The sequence below is a fragment of the Paenibacillus sp. FW101-FHT12H11 genome (genome assembly GCF_058790355.1).
The window spans coordinates 318,097-339,746 of record NZ_JBYTCO010000005.1 but is presented as its reverse complement, the minus strand read 5'-3'; the positions used below and the strand labels follow the sequence as shown (position 1 = coordinate 339,746).

At 43.1% G+C, this 21,650-nt stretch carries 19 protein-coding genes and 2 pseudogenes; 2 read left to right on the top strand and 19 right to left on the bottom strand.

Annotation, left to right across the window (positions count from 1 at the left end; translation table 11 throughout):
* Positions 1-109: 109 nt before the first annotated feature.
* From AC3WTJ_RS18255 to AC3WTJ_RS18225, 7 genes are all read right to left on the bottom strand, one after another.
* The gene (locus AC3WTJ_RS18255; RefSeq protein WP_492523008.1) at positions 110-718 is read right to left on the bottom strand and encodes a class I SAM-dependent methyltransferase; all 609 of its coding nucleotides are present in this window, start codon (positions 716-718) and stop codon (positions 110-112) included.
* A 441-nt stretch (positions 719-1,159) separates the two neighbouring features.
* Entirely contained in the window at positions 1,160-1,495 is a 336-nt protein-coding gene (locus AC3WTJ_RS18250; RefSeq protein WP_492523007.1) for a hypothetical protein, read from the bottom strand.
* A gap of 121 nt (positions 1,496-1,616) precedes the next feature.
* Positions 1,617-2,726, bottom strand: a complete 1,110-nt coding sequence (locus AC3WTJ_RS18245) for a Ger(x)C family spore germination protein (protein ID WP_492523006.1) — start codon at positions 2,724-2,726, stop codon at positions 1,617-1,619.
* On the bottom strand, positions 2,723-4,108 hold the full coding sequence (locus tag AC3WTJ_RS18240) for a spore germination protein (protein WP_492523005.1): 1,386 nt from the start codon (positions 4,106-4,108) through the stop codon (positions 2,723-2,725). The genes AC3WTJ_RS18245 and AC3WTJ_RS18240 overlap by 4 nt, the downstream gene beginning before the upstream one ends.
* Entirely contained in the window at positions 4,101-5,183 is a 1,083-nt protein-coding gene (locus AC3WTJ_RS18235; protein WP_492523004.1) for a GerAB/ArcD/ProY family transporter, read from the bottom strand. The genes AC3WTJ_RS18240 and AC3WTJ_RS18235 overlap by 8 nt, the downstream gene beginning before the upstream one ends.
* Positions 5,184-5,411: 228 nt before the next feature.
* Positions 5,412-5,636, bottom strand: a complete 225-nt coding sequence (locus AC3WTJ_RS18230) for a hypothetical protein (protein WP_492523003.1) — start codon at positions 5,634-5,636, stop codon at positions 5,412-5,414.
* 124 nt (positions 5,637-5,760) lie between these two features.
* A complete protein-coding gene (locus AC3WTJ_RS18225) occupies positions 5,761-6,918 on the bottom strand; it encodes an ATP-binding protein (RefSeq protein ID WP_492523002.1) in 1,158 nt (385 codons plus the stop codon).
* Between the two features lie 183 nt (positions 6,919-7,101).
* Here AC3WTJ_RS18225 and AC3WTJ_RS18220 point away from each other — a divergent pair.
* Positions 7,102-7,176 (top strand): annotated as a pseudogene (locus AC3WTJ_RS18220) (hypothetical protein); the annotation flags it as partial.
* A 701-nt stretch (positions 7,177-7,877) separates the two neighbouring features.
* On the opposite strand, the gene AC3WTJ_RS18215 reads toward AC3WTJ_RS18220, so the two are convergent.
* From AC3WTJ_RS18215 to AC3WTJ_RS18190, 6 genes are all read right to left on the bottom strand, one after another.
* Entirely contained in the window at positions 7,878-8,660 is a 783-nt protein-coding gene (locus AC3WTJ_RS18215) for a hypothetical protein (RefSeq protein WP_492523001.1), read from the bottom strand.
* 255 nt (positions 8,661-8,915) lie between these two features.
* Entirely contained in the window at positions 8,916-9,251 is a 336-nt protein-coding gene (locus AC3WTJ_RS18210; RefSeq protein WP_492523000.1) for a YxeA family protein, read from the bottom strand.
* A gap of 44 nt (positions 9,252-9,295) precedes the next feature.
* The gene (locus AC3WTJ_RS18205) at positions 9,296-11,263 is read right to left on the bottom strand and encodes an ABC transporter permease (protein WP_492522999.1); all 1,968 of its coding nucleotides are present in this window, start codon (positions 11,261-11,263) and stop codon (positions 9,296-9,298) included.
* A complete protein-coding gene (locus AC3WTJ_RS18200; RefSeq protein ID WP_492522998.1) occupies positions 11,250-12,032 on the bottom strand; it encodes an ABC transporter ATP-binding protein in 783 nt (260 codons plus the stop codon). Before AC3WTJ_RS18200 ends, AC3WTJ_RS18205 begins: the two co-directional genes overlap by 14 nt.
* 187 nt (positions 12,033-12,219) lie before the next feature.
* Positions 12,220-13,200: a sensor histidine kinase gene (locus tag AC3WTJ_RS18195; protein WP_492522997.1), complete on the bottom strand. Its 981-nt coding sequence runs from the start codon at positions 13,198-13,200 to the stop codon at positions 12,220-12,222.
* A gap of 60 nt (positions 13,201-13,260) precedes the next feature.
* Entirely contained in the window at positions 13,261-13,944 is a 684-nt protein-coding gene (locus tag AC3WTJ_RS18190) for a response regulator (protein ID WP_492522996.1), read from the bottom strand.
* Positions 13,945-14,558: 614 nt separating this feature from the next.
* Between AC3WTJ_RS18190 and AC3WTJ_RS18185 the strand changes: the two genes are divergently transcribed.
* Positions 14,559-15,440 (top strand): putative RNA methyltransferase, encoded by an 882-nt coding sequence (locus AC3WTJ_RS18185; protein ID WP_492522995.1) that lies wholly within the window; start codon positions 14,559-14,561, stop codon positions 15,438-15,440.
* A gap of 301 nt (positions 15,441-15,741) precedes the next feature.
* On the opposite strand, the gene AC3WTJ_RS18180 is transcribed toward AC3WTJ_RS18185, so the two are convergent.
* The 6 genes and pseudogenes from AC3WTJ_RS18180 to AC3WTJ_RS18155 all read right to left on the bottom strand — a co-directional run bounded on the left by AC3WTJ_RS18180 (position 15,742) and on the right by AC3WTJ_RS18155 (position 21,480).
* Positions 15,742-16,851: a hypothetical protein gene (locus AC3WTJ_RS18180; RefSeq protein WP_492522994.1), complete on the bottom strand. Its 1,110-nt coding sequence runs from the start codon at positions 16,849-16,851 to the stop codon at positions 15,742-15,744.
* 31 nt (positions 16,852-16,882) lie between these two features.
* The gene (locus AC3WTJ_RS18175; RefSeq protein WP_492522993.1) at positions 16,883-17,641 is read right to left on the bottom strand and encodes a cyclase family protein; all 759 of its coding nucleotides are present in this window, start codon (positions 17,639-17,641) and stop codon (positions 16,883-16,885) included.
* Complete coding sequence (locus tag AC3WTJ_RS18170; RefSeq protein ID WP_492522992.1) at positions 17,638-19,203, bottom strand: MDR family MFS transporter; 1,566 nt, start codon at positions 19,201-19,203, stop codon at positions 17,638-17,640. Before AC3WTJ_RS18170 ends, AC3WTJ_RS18175 begins: the two co-directional genes overlap by 4 nt.
* Positions 19,200-19,421 carry a hypothetical protein gene (locus tag AC3WTJ_RS18165; protein ID WP_492522991.1) on the bottom strand — a complete coding sequence of 74 codons (222 nt, stop codon included), beginning with the start codon at positions 19,419-19,421 and terminating at the stop codon, positions 19,200-19,202. Before AC3WTJ_RS18165 ends, AC3WTJ_RS18170 begins: the two co-directional genes overlap by 4 nt.
* Positions 19,422-19,430: 9 nt before the next feature.
* Positions 19,431-20,432, bottom strand: a pseudogene (locus AC3WTJ_RS18160) (aldo/keto reductase).
* Positions 20,433-20,502: 70 nt separating this feature from the next.
* Positions 20,503-21,480, bottom strand: coding sequence for an oxidoreductase (locus tag AC3WTJ_RS18155; RefSeq protein WP_492522990.1), 978 nt, complete (start codon positions 21,478-21,480; stop codon positions 20,503-20,505).
* Positions 21,481-21,650 lie beyond the last annotated feature (170 nt).

Here is a 21,650-nt window from a genome sequence, read left to right as displayed (position 1 = left end):
CACTTATTTTTATTTGTCCATTCCAATCCCGAAGTAGATTTACGTATTTCTGCTTCTTCCTCATTATCAAAAAATGCGAATCCCTTGTCATGCTTCCCACTTTTTCTTTTTAGATTGACTTTCTCACGCACCAAGTACTCATACAGCGCTGATCGGCTACATTGACCGTTTTGATAGGCTCAAATAGTATACCTTTTAACTCTTCCGTAGTTTTCTGTAATCTCTCCTCATCCACAAGAAAACGAATGCTCCCGTCTGGAAGTTTATAACGTTCATTCCCGAGCGGCTTTACCTTCGTTTCAATTCCAATTGATGAGGCAAGTCGTACAAACATCCGTCCGCCAGGCTTAAGTACACGCCATAATTCATGCACCATTTGCTGAAAATGGGCCTCATTCTCAGCAAAGTGCAGAACAGCACTACTAATAATAAAATCAAAGTAGTGATCATCAAAGCTCATCTTCTCAACAGCATCAACCCGAACTCGCTCGTTCGACCAGTCAGGTGCTATGTTCATGGCAAGCTTCTGAACAGCATCAATCGCTTCCTCAGATCGATCCACTGCATACACTTCATAACCGTTACGCAGCAAATAGACAAGATTGCGCCCCGAGCCGCATCCGGCATCGAGAATTCGCATTCCTGGCGTAATACGACCTTTTAATAGCTGATCAAATAAATAAATATCAATATCGCCAAATTGCTCTTTTAGATTCATATGCTTCACCTGTTTACCTTCAAAATATCAACATTAATAGACGTTATCCTAAATCGAAAATAATCCTAATAACCTTAATAATTATACCATCAATTATTGAAGCTAGAAATTTATAGACAAAGAGCCGCGAAGCAAGCCCCTTTGCGATTTCTCTGGAGAGACATCGAGTTTCAGGCGATCTTTGAGATACAGAATTAACGCATGGGTACCACCTTTGAGCTGATCTCCAATCTCTGCAGATGATTTTAAAGTCATCGGCATAGCGCACCAGATAGCCTTCTTTCAGGCTAGACCGTATTTTGGCAGTTCTTTCGCCAGTTCTTGATTTGAAAGGTTTCGTCAGCGGAAAGAGCTCCCATTGACCGGCCACCCAGTGATCGAGGTCATTCAGTACAATATTTGAGAGAAGTGTTGACAGCAGTCCCACTTGAGATACCCCCTTTAAAGGTATTCCTTCCCCTTCGATCTCAGCTTTAAGCATTTTAGAGATGCATGCCGTCTTACATTCTTAGGACGATAGTTTTGCAGTTTGTTTTGGATTTCAATCACTAATTCGTTTTCGGGTCGTTGGTCGATGTCTTTTATGGTTAGTCCATCTGTTCCTGGTGTCTTTGATCCTTTATTCGACTTCATCGTACGGTAAGCCAGCAAAATATTTTCTCTGGATGTAACGATCCTGTAGAGGTGTGAAAATGTTTCATTGTTTGCTGATCTTTGGTACAAATCTGTAATGAATTCCGTCATGCCGTAATACTCCCAATTTCGTAAAGCTTGCACTGTGGCATCCCACCTCCTGACGCTGTTTTGTGCTTATTTCAGAACTTGTCGTACTGTCCCGTTAGCCGTAGCACTGTATCCTGTTTCCTTACCTTTTTCAACGGGTATTTCATCAAAAGAGCTAGTTCCGTAACTCGAGCATGTTTGTAGCCAAGAGATTGACTTTGATATGCAGTTCAAGATCCGGAATATCTTCATTGAAGGTCAGACCTTTGCGATACCAGACTTCGTTCAAGGAGTAAATGTCAACGGACCGTTTCTTCCCAACTTCATAGGTTTCTGTAATTTCTTTCACAACGTTCTTCTTAATCAACATACTCATTTCATTCAGCCCAAGCGGTTTCTTCTGCTCTCGAATAGTGGCGTCCATGCTAATGTCCAGCTTAACTATCCGTTTACCATTCTTATACAGGGCAGTTTTCTTTACTTTATTGCTCCTTAGCGCAGAGGTTCCAACGAATGTGCCTTGATCGTCCTTGAGGGGGAGAATACCGCGTAAGGTTCTCTCATTTAACCATTTCACTCCACTCGCTTCTTTACGATTGAATCTGGCTTCGCTTTTTCCGTTCTTCAAAGCGACAAGGCCATTTACGATTGGCAGTGTAAATGGCTTGCCATCTTTGTCCCAGCTCTCGGAGAGTTTTAAATGATCCAGCAGCGTCGTCTCAAACGGATCCCTTGAAGATCGAATGAAATTCTGATAATTCACTGGCTTAAAGGAGGATTGCATCTGTTTATATAAAAGATTAGGCTGGTAGTACACTGTGTTAATAGAGGAGCTGCCGGTGATCGGCTTTGTGTTTAGCATTTTGCTGAGATCTTCATTAGTTGCAAATACCCAGGGTGTATAACGGTGATCGCGGGTTCGCATCAACTCGTCATGAATATCGAAGATCCCCTTGGCAAGCAGGCGATCGCTAAATATAAACGTTTTAGTCTGCGTCCAATCCATTCGCATCTGGCTTTCCTTTTGCAGGTCGAACATCGCCATACCGATACTTTCGCCTTCGCCTTTTCCAATAACGATCGGATTTGGAGTGTTTCCGCTTCCTTCTTGCTTCGCCATGGATGCCAGATCATTGATTTGCGCATAGATTTGGTATTTTCCATTGATGTAATCAATGCCGATCATATTAACGAAATTGACGTATTGAATGTTTTTTCCGTCCCAGCATCCACAAAGAAATAACATGATGCAGCCGACTAAAGCCGATTTCCATGCCCTCTTCATGATTTTCCGTCCTTCATCCTCGTATCGTCCTGCAAATGTAGGTTTTGTGCACGCTTTTTCATTTTATTGGCCGGTTTCTTAAGCAGAGCCCCTGTGATATCTGCCCAGGATGGCGGCGAAAGCGGAGAGAGATACGGGATCCCGAACGATTTGAGGTCGGATAAATAGGCAATGACGAAAAAGATAGACAAGAAAAACCCGAACATCCCGAGAATAGAAGCGATGATCATGATGACGATGCGTGCGATCGATACGATACCGCTCAGTGTCGGATTAACCAGCGTATAGCCGGATATGACCGTGGTCGCAGCCACGACAGTTACGGTAGGGGACGTAATGCCTGCTCTTATAGCTGCATCGCCTATGATGATACCGCCGACGACGGTTACCGTTGGGCCTACTGACTTAGGCAGCCGCAATCCTGCCTCTTTAAACAACTCAAACAAGATGAGCACCATAATCGCCTCGAATGGGAGTGAGACCGGAAGTCCGATGCGATTTGTTGCAATTGTAGCTAACAAAGGCAGTGGAACCTGCTCGAAATTGAAACCTATCAGCGCGATGTAAAATCCGGGGAGGAACAACGCCAAATACCAGCCAAACATTCGGATCAGCCGTTGAAAAGAACTGATCACCGCACGGTAGTAGCCGTCTTCCGGTGATTTCATAAGCGATGTAAGCGTAACAGGGGCGATAATGGCGAGTGGCGATCCGTTAAGCAAAACAACGAAACGACCGCCGATTAAGTACTCAGCGGCAAAATCGGGGCGCCCGGTATTGTCAATAAGCGGTACCACCGACATCGTCTTATCCGATATGGCTTCTTCCAGCTGAGAGCTCGTAATAAGCGCATCGATGTGGATGTTCTGTAATCTTGCTCGAGCCTCATCGACAGCTTCCTTATTAGCAATATCTTGGATGTAGAGCAAACATATCTCGGTCTGACTCCGGACACCAATTGTAAAAGGTTCCACCTTGAGTGTCGGAGTTAGCAGTCGCTTGCGGATTAGCGCTACATTGGTCTTGATGCTTTCGGTAAATCCGTCGCGCGCTCCCTTGGAGGACGTTTCCATGACGGACTCTTCCGGGCTTCTTTGGGGCGGGTCTGCGACATAGTGCAGGTAATAGCAAGCCGTTTCCATTTCAAACAGAAGTAAGTTGCCACTAAACACATAAGACGATAGCTCGTTCTTCCAATTCGATGTTAAAGTAACAGGGTTCTGCCGCCAAATGTCTGCGCTGCATGTGCTCACCTCATTAATTTGCTCCCGATCGGACATGCCTTGGCAGAAAATGAACAGAAAACCGCCAATTGATTCGAGATTAACATCACCGCAGTCTTCAAATAACTGCCTTATGTCACTTTCGATTATTTTAACCATTTTGCTTTACCGCCTTCTTGTTCTTTCCTGCCCATATACAAATTAAGAGCACGAAGCTAGTGATACCGCAAATCAGACCGGAGCTCGTATAATAGGATTTTACATGATCGTGGAACTTTATATCCGACAGCTTGAGCTGATTGATTACAAAAAGAAACAAGGAAATCAGAATGAGCAAGATTTCTGGATGCCTCCATTTTTTCAACCACAGGGTGTGAATGATATAGATCGCCAGCGAAATTCGTATAAACGCACCGGCTAACCATTGATAAATGGATAAAAAGTCCGTTTGGCTTAGCATACTTCCGATGGACACCATGCGCCACTGCTCATACGCCGGGTATCGAAGTTTCTCGGCTTCAAAAGGACCGAACATAGCGATTATGCCTGACAATGGTCCTAACGTTAGCTCAATTAGTATAAGAACAACCAGCATAATATTCATGCGTGACAGCTTGCCCTTAACATTGTCCTTCAGGAAGAACACGAGAAAGATCTCCGTAATGCCCGATGTTGTATACCAAGCGCCATGAGTGATTGATAGCGCTGAATTTTTGAAGATTGGAAACAAGTAGCTGTAATCTTTATATTTAAAGTTTACTGTCATGATATAAAAACCGAATAGAACGATCCATGGTAGAAGAATGCCATTGGTGATTGCAATTGCGGCCAGTCCCTTTCTTGCCGTGTAATAACTGATGCCAATGAGACACATGCCGACTACCCATGTTGGGGTATAGGTCAAGTATGAAGTATTTGACCACACGATTGTATCCCTTATACTGATGCTAGCCTGAGTTAAGAAGTATAAGGTGAACAGAACCGTGAAAATTAGCCACACCAGTGAATTTGTTTTCTCTTTCACCCAGGTGGAGAGCGAAGAAGGGATATTTTTGTACATATATACATACAGCAGACCAAGAAGTAAGGAAGGTACAACGGCGGCCATGACAGAGATCCATGCGTCTCGATTCGCGGTATCTAGCAATATGGGAATTAGGATGACATGGTTAGAGATTCCGATATATGTAATCAGCAGCATAGACAACTGGAAGGGTGTAATTTTTCCGTTCAAACCAATCAGCTCCTCCTTACGATGGTGGTGTAGTTAAATTTTCCATTTACACACATTCTTATGCATAAAAATAGGCTTCCCCCTCGGGAAGCCTATTTCTCTTTAATACTCTAATAAAGGATCGCTACATATATCAAGCAAAACTCCCTCTATGGAGAAACGCTTTGCTCTTAAGACGAGCTTGCGTGAGGAAATCAAATCATACCGAGGGAGTTCAATCACCCTGAATTAATTATTCGTATATATACCCCAAACATTATTTGAAAATTCTCCTGCTGCAAATGTGAATTCGTAGTCTTCAATCTTCCAAATAATAAAGCTTTTTTTAACTCCATAAATTGGGTCAATAACATTAGCAAATAGGCCAGTAGCGACCCACTTTTCTTTGAAAATATCCACTCCATTTAATATAAATGAATCGTTGGTAGTGCTCCCAATAAACTGCCAATCCATAAACTCACCTCGCACCTTTAATCTTGGATTCTTAAACAAAATTACCCTTTAGCTTCGGAATGAAATAAAAAATACTTAGTCCCATATTTGGTTTATGGATTTCTCTTGTCCTCTACTCTTATCTTCAGTCCATAATTTCCAAAGGACTCCTTACTATTGGCAAAATAACTTCCACCATAGTCCCTTTCCCAACTTCACTTTCAATTCGTATAGCCCCCTTATGATCTTGAATGATCCTCATTGAAACCATTAATCCTAATCCTGTTCCTGTTTCTTTTGTAGTAAAAAAAGGATTTCCAATCTTGGTCATTTCTTCTTGTGGGATTCCATAACCTGTGTCTTTAATTCGAATGTTTAGTTTATCGTTTATTTGCCTGGCTTGTATAATCACATCTCCGCCTGTAGGCATGGATTCAATAGCATTCTTTAATACATTGATAAATACTTGCTTGATACTGTTTTGACACTGAATGAACGGTAAATGTACATCGAAGTCTTTCTTTATTTGAACGTTATAAAGGTTTGCTTGTCCTTCAAATAATCTTATAACGTGATTTAATATATCTACTAAGTCACTTAGCTCGTATGCTTCAGTTGAAGGTTTAGTTAGCATTAAAAGCTCACTGACAATTCCATTGATTCGATCAATTTCCGATAACATGGTATCATTTCGTAATTTCCTTGTACTATCAATGTCCTCTTTCATATACATCTGTATAAATCCTCGTAAGCTCGTCAATGGGTTTCTAATTTCATGGGCGATGCCAGCCGCAAGTTCACCAACTAAGGAGAGTTTCTCTGATCTGCGTATTAACTCTTCGGAATGTATTCGTTCTGTTATATCACGCCCGATACAAATCACATGTTGAATGCCTCCAGAAGTATTTCTAATTTTTTTTGAGTGTGTTTCATGCCATATATAATGACCGTGTTTATGACGAAGACGATAAACAATTATTCTGCTATCAGAATTACCCTTCCTTAACCAGTCACCGTTCAAATCCTCTGGATGCCAAAGTTCATAGACATATTTCCCGATAAGTTCATCTGGCTCGTATCCAATCTGGTTACGGATAGCTGGTGACACATATGTGATTATTCCATCTGGAGTTAAACGCAAAATAGCGTCCTGCGAATGTTCAGAAATAAGCTTGTGTAGTTCTTCAATCCTCTCTAACTCATCTTCCTTGATTCTTTGCTCAGTTATATCTCCCATTGATCTTGAAGGTTCCTTTCTGGGTAAGATTCTAAAAATTCCCCCATATAATGGATTCATTTTCATGAATATACCTTTTCCATTTAATATGCTTCCGTTTTACCTTTTTCAATAAGGCAATTATATCAGCAATGTCTGTTGTAAAATACAACTGATTTATCGTATTTTTTGTAGTATTCTGCCCTTTCGCGTGGAAACGGCAGCCAATCCTATCATTCAATGTCGGGATAATTCCGAAGTTAAAAATTACTAGTCGGACCTGACAAAATTTCTATTTGCAACAATTGCGTTTCAAAGTGCACTAGTATATTGTTAGGGCACTGATGATGAAATTGCATCTCTTTTTTTCTGTATTTTGGTAGTTGGGCAAGCATGGATAAACTCCTCGCTCTTTATTAATCCCTAATTGTACCTTTAACACTAGTAGTAGCGCATTAGCGTAATCTGCCCATTCGTTGAGAAACGGCCGCCGATTCATCGACAGCCGTTCCGTTTCCGTATTACGCTAAAGTGTCCCGTTAGTCCAACGGAGACTGCTCCGTACAATTTTTTCTCCATGTTTGCATATCCTTCGTTACTACCGGTTCGGTTTATATCATCTCCTTAATACATCTAATAAATGGAGTTACGGCAAAACAATCCTCTAACTCCTCACTTTCTAATGACCAATATATTATTGTATTTATATGGATAGCTATTTCTTTTAATAATAGCTCTTTTGTTTTAATCAATACTGAATCATCAACATCACCATTTTCAATAGCGTCATTAAGTGACCCAATAATATATGTCGTCGTACTATATTACGACAGTATATTACGACAGTGGTTACGGTCAGCTGAGAAGCAAACAGATCAAGTGAAACTGATGAGGATTACCAAGCCTCGATTTCCTCATTCAAGACTTGCGTTCTACTTTTATTACAGCCAAATATGCCGTGCCCCTGTCGACGCCGCGTTTTCTACTTCTCATCATTCATTAAAAAAACGCTGCTAGCAAATATGCTAGCAGCGTTTTTTGTTTTTTTAAAGAGTTATGTCAAACTTCTGACTTATTTCTGGATGTCCTTCTACATCATTACCGTTATTAGTAACTGGTTTAACTATGTCCTTTTCGTCGGTCTTAGTATCTTCGTGACTATTTTCGATAACTTGCTTCATATTCGTCACTGCATTTTGGGATGTATGAATCATTTTCCCATCCAACTCATCCGCTTTTTTTTGTAACCGTGCGAAACGTGCTGGATTGCTTGCCCAATTTAAAGCTTCGCTACGAAGTGTCAATTGAGCCATTTTAACACTTTTAACTTGTTTAACTTCGTTACTCGTAGAAATGACTGCCTTCATCGTGTCCGCCGTAACTTGTACAGAAGCATCTATTGATGAAGTTTTGTCAGGATCTCCATTGTCGTCTTTGAGTTTTTTATCATCTAGTCCTTTCACATTGCGTAATTCTTCTTGTTTTAATAGCTGGATTTGTTTGTCAATGTCTTGGACTTGCTCATCCATCTTATCAAGTCCGGATTTTATTTCATCCGGGCTGGCTCCTCTTTCCATTGCATTTGAAACATAATCATTACGCTTTTCTAAGATATTTTGTTTATATTCCATTAAACGTTGCAACATTGGTTTCTCCAAACGACTTTTGTTGAACATGTTATGAGCTTGTGAACTAATCGTTATTTTTTCTTTATTTTCATCTCGCTTGTCCTTAATATTCGTTTTAAGATGATCATTGGATCCAATGCTAGTTGACATTACTAACCTTGTAGAAGTACGTTCGTTTTTTAAATTTATCGAAATATTCATGCATACTCTCCTTTATATAGGCGAATCTTAATTATTCAATTAATCTCTTCGTTAGGTTAATAGATTAAGGAGAAAGCATCCTAAAAGCTTAGCGTTAAATGACATTGCAGAACTCGGATTGATTTGCACATAGTAACATTCTTAATTGTCCCACATTACTTATTAAAGAACAACTCTATCTTAACAACAAGGCTGGTCAGTATAGAGAATCTTTATATGGAGATCGCGTTTCTTAGACCGGAGATTTTCCGCCTTTTACCATTTGATTGCAGACGGTACTTCTTCCGGATTGATCTTTTCCCATTCTTGTACATAGGCCCCCTTGGCCAATACTTTTAAATAGGTCCCCTTAGGAAGTTCTGTACTTGCTGTAAAATTGACCTTTTCCTTATCACCCTCTGCATTGTACCCGGTAAGTTTATACTCTACTCGTCCATGACTAGGCACTGGGGGTTGATTGATTTGGACATAGACATATGCTGTTGAAAGGAAAGGGTTAAATCGATCTACGACAGACTTGTAAAGCACTATAAATACGACAGCCAGTATGACAATGATCAATGCCAATACGGGGACTCTTCTATTATTCATGAACGAAATTCTCCTTTACAATGACTATAAGAGTGCATTAGGCACTACATGGCATTTTGAACGATTCTTTTGTAATAACCGATAGTTAACAAGATAAATACGACATAAATCATTAAATAAATACCCATGGCTATCGCCGATGGCACGATTATATTTGAGGCTACGGCTATGGAGACTGTTTTCACGGCGAATATAGCGTGCGAAATCCCAATCACAAGCGGTATAGCAAAAACAAATAGTTGCTTACGTACAATACCTTTCATGATGTCCTTCGTCTCAAAACCTAGTTGTCTTAACGTAATAAAGCTGGTTTTCTCCTGATCTGCTTCCATGATTTGTTTAAAATAGAGGATACTACCTGTCGAAATCAGAAAGAGGAGTCCAAGAAATCCGGCAATGAATATAAACATTCCAAAATTTTGGAGTGCATTGTGGTACTGTTTCTCATAATCAGACACAAAGTCACCTTTAGGCAAGAATTTCGCATAAAGATCCGAGGCCTTGACACGTTGTTCTTTGTCCGGTATCTGGAACGTATCGAGAGTTATCGTTTCATATCGGGGGTATTGTCTCATCTTCTCCTCTTTGTACTGGGGAGAAGATATCATCTTCTCTTTAAGTTCCTGTAAAGTTGACTCCGATATTACAAGTTGAAGACCGTATACGTCATAATTAATCGCATATCTCTCTATAAGCCCCGATACCTGAGGCCCTTTCTCGCTTCCGGACAGATTTAGCTCAATCTCTTTAGGAAAATTCTTATATTCCTGCTCTGCTATCGATGATTCGAGTTTTGCCCTTCCGTTAAAAATGACGGCTTCCCCGGGTTGAGGAGGGACCTTCATATACGCTCCTGCATTCTGAAGCTGTTCCGCAGGTAGAAAGAGCAATTCGTCATCCTCAACAAAGGCATGTTCGGATTGATCTCGGATCGTGCCCACTATTTTCACGGCTTCTACCTGATTATGAACGAAACGTATCCCTTCACTAGTCATTTCCTCGCTGAACATCTTTGCATTCGTCTCGCCATTCTGAATAACGAAATCATACGGAAACGCAATACGCGTGTCGTTTCCAGCGGAAACATAGAGCGAATAAGCCACCGCGACCATCGTAAGGGTCATTGCAGAGAGCACGGTGATCAAAGTTAGAGAATTGGCTTGTGCTTTCATCCTGTGCATGAGCGGTGCTAGCGACAGAGCATACTTAAGCTCGAGATGTCCATTGACACTTCTTCGAAACCGATAGAAGAACCAACTGATCGTTACGCGGAACAACAAATACGTACCTGCAATTGTTGATACAAGAATCACGAACATGTCCATGAGCAAGGTGTCGTCCGACAAATGCCCGGAATGTTGATAGCCGTACGCAATGAGCGCTACGGCGAGCAGCGCGAAGATCGCGGCCGAGATAGATGTAGGCTTGGTAGGATGTTCATATTGTTTCTCCGCTTGAAACAGATCAATCAACGTATTAGCATATACTTTTCGTATCATCTGTATGGAAGTGACTACGATTAACGCGGCAAATACGGCTACCGTTTGCGTAACACCCGAGAAAGAAAACTTCACTGAGACTAATCCTTCAAAACCCAAAAGTTTAAAAAGAAGTAGCAGGAAGATCCGGTAAACAAGGGCGCCGGAGCCGATCCCGAATAGAAGTGCCCCTAAGCCAAGAAGAGCATTTTCGATAAGGAGGAATCGTGCGACCCCTCTTTTCGTCAAGCCGATCAACTGATACAACCCGATTTCTTTACTTCGTCGATTCAAAAAGAGACTGTTCGCATAGATCGTGAACACAGCCACGATAAGCAGCAGCATCAAACTGGCCGCTTGAAATGAACTTAAAAATCTAGCGCTTTTATCTATATTTGCGATAATTGATGTGTCATGCTGCAATGTGGAAAACACAAAATAGAGACTCGTGCTAAAAATAAGTGCGAAGAAATAAAGATAATAATGTTTAATATTTTTTCGCATACTACGAACGACGAGCTCAAATAACGTCAACGGTGTCACCCCCAAGTATGGCTTGGACATCCATAATTTCTTTGAAGAAGGACGACCTCGTTTTATTGCCGCGGTAAATTTCCGAGTAAACCAAGCCGTCTTTCAAAAAAATAACACGACTGCAATAGCTGGACGCCACAGGATCATGCGTCACCATCACAATTGTACCTCGCCGTTCTTTATTGAGTTCTGCAATGGTATCTAATAAAGCAGAGGCGGATTTGGAGTCAAGGGCACCTGTCGGTTCATCGGCGAATACCATGGTAGGTCGATGGATGAGAGCGCGGCTAGCAGAAGTCCTTTGTTTTTGGCCGCCAGATAGTTCATGCGGATATTTGTGCTCCAGCCCTTCGATACCCAGGGATTGAGTAATAGCCTTGAATTCCTCTTCCGCCGCCGTTCGGTTTCTTCTCCCAAGGGAAATGGGAAGAAGGATATTTTCCTTAACCGTCAACGTATCTAACAGATTATAATCTTGGAAGATAAACCCTAATTTGTTGCGGCGAAAAGAAGATAACTCGGTGTCCTTCATTCTGGACACATCTGCATCCTCGATGAAGATTGTCCCATCTGTCGGGCGATCAATCGTAGCAAGAACATTAAGTAAAGTCGTTTTACCTGATCCTGATGGCCCCATGATACCCACGAATTCCCCTTCTGCCACACGAAGGTCGATTCCCTTTAAAACCTCCTGAACACTGCCTTTTTTACCATAGGTTTTATGAACGTTCTGCGCATGCAGCATTGTTTTTGGCGAATTTGAATTCATATCAGACCTCCTATTGGATTTATCCTTATTGTAAGATGTAAATCCGGCTGCGTCGCACGTATTAGATGATATTTGAAAGCAATAAGTTACATTATTGTCATATTGCTTTGATTTCATTGCTTTTATTGATATAAAAAAGCAGACGGGAAGATCCCCGACTGCATAGTTGGTATAAATACTTGAAATTTCATTCTCTGACTGCCTCAAAATCATTCTTAGTTGAGAAAATCATTCTCATAACAGTTCCATTCGATTGATCTGATTGTGCGTCGAGCGTAATACCCATCATCGTTGCAACGTTCCGTGCCAGATACAGGCCAAGGCCAGTTGCCGCATTGTAAATTCTCCCATTTCCCCCCGTGAACCCTTTGTCGAAAATACGGGGAAGATCATGCCTCGGAATACCAGGTCCCTCGTCCTTCACGTATAGTACGACATTTCCAGGTGGCAACATTTCAGTCGAAATGAGGAGGGTTCCGCCTTCGGGACTATATTTTACTGCATTCATCAATATCTGGCGAATGATAAACCGGCACCATTTGATATCGGTTATCACTTCAGTCTCATCCCCTGTGAACTCGACTGCAATGTTCTTCTCCATGCACCAGGAAGCCAAATCACGGACTTCTTTCACCACTAGTCGCTGTATGTATGTTTTTTCTAGTACGTAATCCGAACGTAGCATAGGCATTCGCGATATATACAGCTGCCGATCAACGAGTAAATAAACTCGCAACCACTCAGCTTCAATTTTTTGCATGATTCTATCATGTTGATTCGCATCAATAATTAATTTCAGTGATGTAAGTGGCGCCTTAATTTCATGCACCCAAGATGCGATATAATCGCTTTCCATCCTTTGAGTCTTGTTCATATCCGACAGTTTTTGCTTATGGAACCGATCTACGGCATACAAAATCTCACTTACGATTTTATCTCTTGCATGTGCGGGAGTGGGCAAGGCTTCAATCCAATTTTCGCTCATGTCTCTAGTTCGTTCCACAAGCAAGCGAAGATAGTGCATTTCTTTCAAGTAGCGCGATAGGAAGAAGATGATAAACGATATCAGTAATATCGAATCCAAATAAACGATCGAACTGATCTGTAAGGCAATTCCTTTATCTATTAGAAGTAGTACATTCGTAAATCCAATTAGCATACTAAACATTAGTATCCAGCTTTTCATACTACTAACATATCGTAAAAACATCAATGTGCTTCACCTTCCCTAAAAAGTGGCTGCCATGTAACCCAATCCTTTTTTTGTAACAATGGCTTCTTCCAACTGAAGGAGCGCCAGTTTCTGGCGTAAACGTGTAATATTTGCAGTGAGTGTATTGTCATTGACGAAGTGCTCATCCTCCCATAACTTTCTTATAAGCTCATGCCGGGTTATGATTTCATTCTTGGCTTTAATAAGCGTCGAGAGAATGAAAAATTCGTTTTTTGTGAGCTCGACGTCTGTGCCATCCTTACGAATCACACCACGATTCATAAGTAATACGGCACCATTCCATTCGATTACATCGGCCGCCTCTTCTCCATAGGCATAAGTACGGCGAAGTAGGGCCTGAATTTTCGCAATCAGAACATCTATGTTGAACGGTTTCTGAATATAGTCATCTGCTCCCATGTTCATGGCCATGACCATATCCATCGGCTGATCCCTTGATGATAAAAAGAGTATTGGGACTTTTGAAATAGCACGAATCTCCCGGCACCAGTGAAAACCATCAAACTTTGGAAGTTGTATATCCAGGATGACAAGCTGATGCTGCTCATTTAAAAAATCACCTAGAATGTCTTCGAAATTACGTGGTTCTGAGAGATGCAGAGACCATTTTTCTAACCTTTCTTTCAATAATTTAAATATAGAGACATCGTCCTCGACGATGAATATATTCATATTCATTCATACTACATCCTTTCTACCACTTTCTTTATAGAGATTATTGTACCCTGAATAGATTCAGGGAAACAAAGGGTGATGTCAAGAACTTTAGATGTAAACACGTGTTTTCGACTACATGGTCTCCTCCTGTAACATTCGTCCTATGTATATTCGCTAAAATCAACTTCAATCCTACATATTGCCACGCCGAACTGCTTGCCCGACTCCACCAATATAAACACATATTGGAAGTACACTGCCCGTTGAATGAACGGCAATTTGCTTCCTGTTTAATGTGCTATCGTTTCTAGATAGTTTAATAGCTAATTTAATAGCCAGTTGACATCTGCTTTCAGCTTAACAAAGGGTGTTCGTATTGATTCTAGACTGACGGTGCTTCATTAAGGCTAAATGGAAGTTTAATACAATGGTTTATCATGCCACCTAAACATGTTAATATTAGAGTGTTTTAATGTATTACAATGAGGGAGAGTTTAAGTATGATCATCAAATTCATTCGTTTAAGGTAATGTAAGGTACAGCTCACATAACCCAGCTTTTTTTAAAAAATTGCTTGGGTCTATTTGACTGTGCCTTTTTTCATTCACCTAATACGAATGAAAGGGTGCTTCTTTGTGTTCGAAAAAAGTAAAAAGTTGATGAGCGCTGGGAAAATTGAAAGCTTTCAGGAGATTTTTATATGCCCATTATGTAAAAAACAGATGCAAATGGTCAATTTACAAAGTTTAGTTTGTCGCAATCAGCACTGTTTTGATATAGCAAAACAAGGATATATAAACCTATTGTCTCGAGCCGGTAGTACTAAGTATGATAAAAAAAATTTCGAATACAGAAGAGTAATCAGCAAAAGCGGTTTATTTAATCCCTTACATGCTGCTGTAAGTGAAATTATAATGAGTCAATTCCAGAGCAATGAACCTATAAGCATACTAGATGCAGGTTGTGGTGAAGGCTCTCACTTAAATAACATACAAATAGAAATACAGCAGAAAAAACTCAACCCTGTATTGGCTGTAGGAATCGATATTTCAAAAGAGGGAATTAGTTTTGCTGCAGCTGAATATTCAAATGCGATTTGGTGTGTCGCGGACATTGCAAACTGTCCATTTGCAAGTCAGCAATTTAAATTTATTTTAAACATTCTTTCACCGGTAAATTATTCAGAATTCCAGAGATTGATAACTGATAATGGTTTGGTGATTAAAATTGTCCCCGAAAAAGATTATCTAAAAGAATTAAGAGAAATCTTTTACGAGGGGTCAGATAAACAGGTTTATTCAAATACACCTACAATTAGTTATTTCAACGAACAGTTCAAGTTACTAGGTGTTGAAAGCATTCGATATCAAGTAAACCTGAGTGAACCCTTAATTGAACCTTTACTTGGTATGACGCCATTATCCTGGGGAACTTCTAAGGATCGCATAGAAAAAATTCTAAAGATGAATCTGAAACAAGTCACTATTGACTTTAAAATTTTGATTGGTCAAAAATAATCACATGACTAATCCATAAAACTACGGGAAACGTTAACTCAATAAAACAGCGTCAGTCTAGGACTTTATTTTCTCGTCCACGGATGACGCTGTTTTAATAGTTGGGACCAGTCTAATACTTTATTACGAGATCTGACGGTTTTATAATTCGAAAATCCGCGTGGGACCAACATATTCAGTCTAATATTTTATTTTCTTCTGACAGCGATTTTATTGTCAAGTATCCCCATTGGAAACCCTCCTAAGTTCTTGTAATTAGCAAATCATGCACATGATATAGGTAAGCACCAGCATGACCTCTTTATTTAAATAGGCTGAAAACAGACTCGTATTTGACATACATTTGATTGATGTTGTTTCTATTTGCGCTGTGCATCATTTGGGAAAAAAATACATTGTGCATCTCGTCCGCTACATTAATCGAGAATCCGCTGTTTTCGCGCCAGCCTTGTTCGTCGGCTTGCGGATATCCAGTCCAACCTCTGTTAATATCATAGGCCGTCCTTATCATATTGTAACCTTCAGCACTTGAAGGAATTGGCTGGCCATAATAATTCGCCTCAAGGTATCCAACTTCAAGCGTATTTCCAATGGCGCGTGCAGTCGCTCTGCCTGTGGAATACTGGGGAGCGCCAGGGATTGAGCGGGGAGCATACTCCCAATTCGAATACGCGCTATTCCTTGTCATATAAAATGGCGCGTGCCCTGGGTTCTGAGAGTTCGCGAAAAGGCGCTGTGAACCATTAGCCAATGATACAATTGCCGGTCCCCAACCTGAAGACTGTTGAACACCGGGTCTATTATACACTGCCCTATTATTGTTCCAAGTAACTGTCCCTCCATTGTCTATGTGGCCCTCAACCGTATACAGGTTATTATCGGTCCCTCGGTAAGAGACAGTAACGTTGCCATCGGTCGTCTCAGTCACAGACGGAGTATCATTCGTGGTCTCGAATATCCCGTTCACCTCAATTGGCTGCCAATTCGCGAAACGATCAATAGTGATTCCCCCGATTCCAACGTTCGTGGTGAAATATATTCGGTTGTCAGTTCCGCGATGCAAGATTATCCATCCATTCCGAACTGAAGCGATAAAAGGTGAGTTCGCCGACGAGCTATAGGGAAACGCTTGATGTGGTGCGTTTCGCCCGTCACCATATCCAGCTTGGAAATAGATGTTGTTGTTGGTAGCACCTCTCCAAACATAAATAGTCGCATCAACCTGGGGATTGTAGGCCGAACTTCCCGACCCTTCGGTTGTACGCGCTGTGCCATCCTCATCGAGGAGCTCCCAAGGAGAAGCATTGCTAGCAAAAGCAGTTGTAACAAACACTAATGCGCAAGAAATCGCAAGGGCAAGTATGGAGGCTCTAGCCATCCATCTTTTTTTCGTTATTGAATCATTTTTCATTTATTTAATCTCCTATAAATGCCGTAATTACTTAGGCCTCTATAATCGCTACAGGTCTTGACCAACCGGCGCTGCCTTTTTCCACTTTAATTGGGAAACAACATACTTTAAATCCGAACGGTTTTGGAATTTGATCTAGATTGGCGAGTTTTTCAATCTGGCAATATTCACGGTCCTTGCCAACATAATGGGCAGCCCACAGAACGCCCTCTCTCGGCTCCTTGCGGTACTCTTCGGCCTGTATGTTGAGCGGAATGTCCCAGCCCCAGCCATCTGTTCCCACGACCTTAATACCCTGATCTAGCAGCCACTCGGTAGCTTCGGCTGATACTCCTGCGTGTAAAAAAGCGTACTGCTCATGAAAGAGATGCTTGTCCGCGTCGCTTCGGATGAGGATAATGTCGAAGGGTTTCAATGTATATCCGATTTGGGCGAGCGCATCTTTCATGTCGTCCTTCGTAATTTCATACCCCGAAGGTTTATCGCTGAAATCCAGCAGTACACCGTCCCCGAAAAACCATTCCAACGGCAATTCGTCGATTGTCCGAGCAGGCTTCCCTTCCGAGGTTGGCCAGTAATGCCACGGTGCATCAATATGAGTCCCAGCGTGGGTATTCAGGGTTACGCTCTCCGTTGCCCAGGCTTTGCTTTCCGGAAAGTTGTCCGGTTGCAGACCCAGAACTGCAGCAGCTTGTCTGGCACCATCTTCATGGCTTGCGTATTCAATCTTAGCGGGCAAAGGCTCGCGAATCTTTGGACTGATAGATACGCTCAAATCGATTAGCTTCATGTGCTTTCACCTCTCTTTTGCACATCATCATGATGTGCGTGTTCTTCAAGCTGAGTCCGTCTCCTTTTTGGCAATAATAGCGTTCCGATCATAGTAATAACGGCAAGCGCAAACACGCCCCAGTAAACTTGTTGAAGAGCGATAGTCAAGCCGCTTTGTAGGATGTGTAACTCCTCTAACGGTAGCGAACGCGATCTGGACGGATTTAGAATATCGTTAATATTATCCATTGATATAACATTTCCTAACGGATTATCCTCGCTTAAAATAAAACGTTTAAACCTCAAATTCATGACTCCTCCTAGCATTGCCGCTCCCACCGAGCTTCCTAGCAGGCGCATGAACATGTTGGAAGCCGTCGCGACTCCGCGCATTTGCCAGGGTACACTATTCTGAATCGAGATTAGAAAGGCGGAATTGGAGAATCCCATTCCGACTCCAATAATAAACGACCCGGCTCCAGCCCATATCGGACCTTTAGAGGGATCCAGTGTGACGAAAAACAACGAACCTATGAAGATGGCGATTCCACCGATTACCGCGGTTGGACGAATACCGATTTTAATGATGGAATACCCCGCCAACCATGCGGCGATCGGCCACCCAATCGTCATTGCCGTAAGTGCAAAGCCAGCAACGAAAGCAGTGCCCCCCATGACGCCTTGAATATATGCGGGAAGAAAACTTGTCAGTCCGATGACGATAGCACCTGACGTGAGCGTAGCCGTATTGCCTATGGCAATAAAACGGTTTTTCCAGAGATGCAGCGGCATCATCGGTTCTGAAGCACGGCTTTCTTGCCTTAGAAACAATCCGGCCCCTACTGCAACTGCAAGTAATAACGCGAGAATCTGCGGCGATGTCCAGCTCCAGGCAACGCCTCCCTGAATCAATACGACCATCAGAGACGTGATGGTAATGAAAAACAAGCCGGACCCCGCATAATCGATGGAACGCTTTTGCTTCTCAATGCCCTCGTGCAAATAAAATATGACGCCTGCGACGGCCAATAGTCCTAGCGGTACGTTCATCCAAAATATCCAAGACCAGTGGGAATATTGAACTATCATGCCTCCGAAGAGCGGCCCGATCACGGATGAAACGCCAAATACACTGGAGAAATAGCCTTGGATTTTTGCGCGTTCTTCAACCGAGTACATATCCCCGATAATCGTCATGGCAATCGGTTGGACCGCGCCCGCGCCGAATCCTTGAATCACCCGAAAGATCACGAGCATAAGCATCGATGTTGCAAGACCGCACAAGACGGAACCAACTAGAAAAATAACGATCCCGACGATAAAAACGGGTTTCCGGCCGAACAAGTCGGACAGCTTGCCATAAATCGGCGTCGTCACGGCTTGCATCAACGAGAATGCCGAGAAAACCCAGCTATACAGCGAAAACCCTCCTAATTCTCCAACGATACTGGGCATAGCGGTTGAAATGATCGTCATTTCGATAGCTGACATGAACATCGCCAGTACAAGCGCGCCTAAAACCAAGGGCCGTTGTGTTTTTCTCGCCAACGATTTGCTTTGAACGAGGACAGTTTGGCTCATACTGACGATCTCCGCTTCGGTATAGTCGTTGTAATGTAGTTCTCATCCAATACCATTCTCGCTTTCCCGCTCATATGAAAGATTAAATTCGAAATACGGTTACTTGACTTGTTAAGACGCCAGTTTACTTGCTGATCGTCCAACTGATTCAGAACCAAGCCGATTCTCTTCTCGATCACATCGAACCTGCTCTTTAATAAACTTTGCAGCTCGTTCAAGTTATCACCTCATTTATTTACGTATGCCATATTGGCTTGAGTATATCGCTCGCCTGCCGTGCTGCCTACGGGTGCTGCCTCGTCAAGCTTGGCTAGCTCGTCTGGCGTGAGTGTGATATCCGCGGCGGCGATGTTTTCTTCCAAAAAGGAGATTCGGCGAGTACCGGGGATCGGGACGCAGCCGCGGGCAATTGTCCAGGCCAAAGCGAGTTGCGAAGGCTGGACGCCCCTGCTTTCGGCTATCCGGCTTATCGCCTCGACAATACGCGTATTGGATTGAAGATTTTCTCCGCTAAGCCGAGGATCGGTTTTACGGAAGTCTGTTTAGTGAAGTTCATCCGCCTTGAATTGTCCGGTCAAGAAACCTCGTCCGAGTGGAGAGTATGGAACGAACCCGATTCCTAATTCTCGGACCGTATCGAGTACTCCGTTAGCTTCTACGCCGCGCTCGAACAATGAATACTCAGTCTGAACGGCAGTAAGGGGATGAACGGCATGTGCGCGGCGAATGGTGTCGGGCGCGGCTTCGGACAACCCGATATGGCCAATCTTCCCATCGGCTACCAATCTGCTCATCGCCGAGATGGTTTCTTCAATGGGTACGGTGGGATCGATGCGATGTAAGTAGACGAGATCGACGTAATCCATCTGCAAGCGGCGTAGCGACCCTTCGATAGCACGTACGACATGCTCAGGTTTCCCGTCCACGACGCGTTTCCCGTCTACAATCTTGATCTGGCCGTCATCCGTGAAGCCGAACCCAACTTTGGTTGCGACAACCACACGTTCGCGTATGCCGGCGAGCGCGCGGCCTAGCAATTGTTCATTATGGCCCATTCCGTAAGTTTCTGCGGTGTCGAAGAACGTAACGCCGAGCTCGCTCGCCCGGCGAAGCGTCGATAAGCTTTGTTCATCGTCACTCGGTCCGTAAATGTAGGTGCTCATGCCCATGCAACCAAGGCCTACTTGGCTTACCTTTAGACCTTGTGATCCCAACTCAACGCTTTTCATAAAATTTCACGCCTTTCGTTTTATGGTTTGTTCCACATGATACTTCGTGCAGTCTGCAATGCGTCAACTCTCAATGAGTAAGCTTCGCACCGGTAAGCTGCTCGCTCAGCTGCCATAGACGGCCGGCGGCAACAGGATCGGTTGCACGTGGCCGAACACCGTGCATTTCGGTCGATTCATCGCTTGGCAGCGCCTGTGCGATCTCGCAATCCGCACAATAGACGCCTCCCATGCCGTCAAGCTGAGGACTTGTTGCGCACCATACGCTGGTGGCAGCGCCTTGCTGAGGTGTTTTTCGATTATTGTCGGGATCGATGATTGGTTTCCCAGACTTGTCAAGGATGTCGAGAGTATCGATTTCCGCCTTCGATAAATGGCGCTGCAGATCCGTTGCAATGCCGCCAGGATGGACGGAGAACGCACGCACGCCATAGGGCTGTCCGATCGAATCGAGCGCGACGGCAAACAGCGCATTAGCGGTTTTCGATTGGCCATAAGCGGACCAAGGGTTATATTCGCGTCGTTCGAAATTCAGATCGTTGAAGTCAATTCCTGCACGTCGATGGGCATAGGATGAGAGTGCAACGACGCGTGCGCCTTCCGCTCGCACGAGTGCCGGCCATAGGCGGCAAACAAGCTGGAAATGGCCGAGGTGATTGGCTGCGAACTGGGATTCGTTGCCCCTTTCGTCACGTACCAGTGGCGTTGCCATTATACCCGCATTGTTGACGAGGATATGAAGCTTGTCGAACTGGCTGAGGAATCGCTCAGCAAAGGCATCAATGGATGCCGAATCCAACAAATCAATGGCGTCCACGATAACATTCGTCATGTCACCCAAATTTAATTTTGCTTTCGCGATATCGCGGGCTGGCACGATGACCGTGGCTCCGGCGGAGCGGAACGCGCGAACGGTTTCCAAGCCGATGCCCGAGTAACCACCCGTCACGATCGCGATCTTCCCGGTCAAATCGACCCCTTTAATGACCTCGGCTGCCGTTGTAGAAGCTCCGAAACCGGAGCCAATAGGTATCTGTGATGTAATCATGCTATCTCTCCTCCATTATTCGATATTATTATGGCTCATCTCGAGCTTCATCATTATGCACCATACAAACTGGCATGGGGTATCACAATCGTCTCATTTGATTGCCTAATCCTATCACATCCACTTGCACGCGAACGCTGTGTATACTATGATGGGTTACAAACAACCCC

What these genes read in the sequence shown, in the direction of transcription:
- AC3WTJ_RS18255 (WP_492523008.1), bottom strand. Translation starts at nt 718, where the DNA reads ATGAATCTAAAAGAGCAATTTGGCGATATTGATATTTATTTATTTGAT.
- AC3WTJ_RS18245 (WP_492523006.1), bottom strand. Translation starts at nt 2,726, where the DNA reads ATGAAGAGGGCATGGAAATCGGCTTTAGTCGGCTGCATCATGTTATTT.
- AC3WTJ_RS18240 (WP_492523005.1), bottom strand. Translation starts at nt 4,108, where the DNA reads ATGGTTAAAATAATCGAAAGTGACATAAGGCAGTTATTTGAAGACTGC.
- AC3WTJ_RS18230 (WP_492523003.1), bottom strand. Translation starts at nt 5,636, where the DNA reads ATGGATTGGCAGTTTATTGGGAGCACTACCAACGATTCATTTATATTA.
- AC3WTJ_RS18225 (WP_492523002.1), bottom strand. Translation starts at nt 6,918, where the DNA reads ATGAAAATGAATCCATTATATGGGGGAATTTTTAGAATCTTACCCAGA.
- AC3WTJ_RS18215 (WP_492523001.1), bottom strand. Translation starts at nt 8,660, where the DNA reads ATGAATATTTCGATAAATTTAAAAAACGAACGTACTTCTACAAGGTTA.
- AC3WTJ_RS18210 (WP_492523000.1), bottom strand. Translation starts at nt 9,251, where the DNA reads ATGAATAATAGAAGAGTCCCCGTATTGGCATTGATCATTGTCATACTG.
- AC3WTJ_RS18200 (WP_492522998.1), bottom strand. Translation starts at nt 12,032, where the DNA reads ATGAATTCAAATTCGCCAAAAACAATGCTGCATGCGCAGAACGTTCAT.
- AC3WTJ_RS18195 (WP_492522997.1), bottom strand. Translation starts at nt 13,200, where the DNA reads ATGTTTAGTATGCTAATTGGATTTACGAATGTACTACTTCTAATAGAT.
- AC3WTJ_RS18190 (WP_492522996.1), bottom strand. Translation starts at nt 13,944, where the DNA reads ATGAATATGAATATATTCATCGTCGAGGACGATGTCTCTATATTTAAA.
- AC3WTJ_RS18180 (WP_492522994.1), bottom strand. Translation starts at nt 16,851, where the DNA reads ATGAAAAATGATTCAATAACGAAAAAAAGATGGATGGCTAGAGCCTCC.
- AC3WTJ_RS18175 (WP_492522993.1), bottom strand. Translation starts at nt 17,641, where the DNA reads ATGAAGCTAATCGATTTGAGCGTATCTATCAGTCCAAAGATTCGCGAG.
- AC3WTJ_RS18170 (WP_492522992.1), bottom strand. Translation starts at nt 19,203, where the DNA reads ATGAGCCAAACTGTCCTCGTTCAAAGCAAATCGTTGGCGAGAAAAACA.
- AC3WTJ_RS18155 (WP_492522990.1), bottom strand. Translation starts at nt 21,480, where the DNA reads ATGATTACATCACAGATACCTATTGGCTCCGGTTTCGGAGCTTCTACA.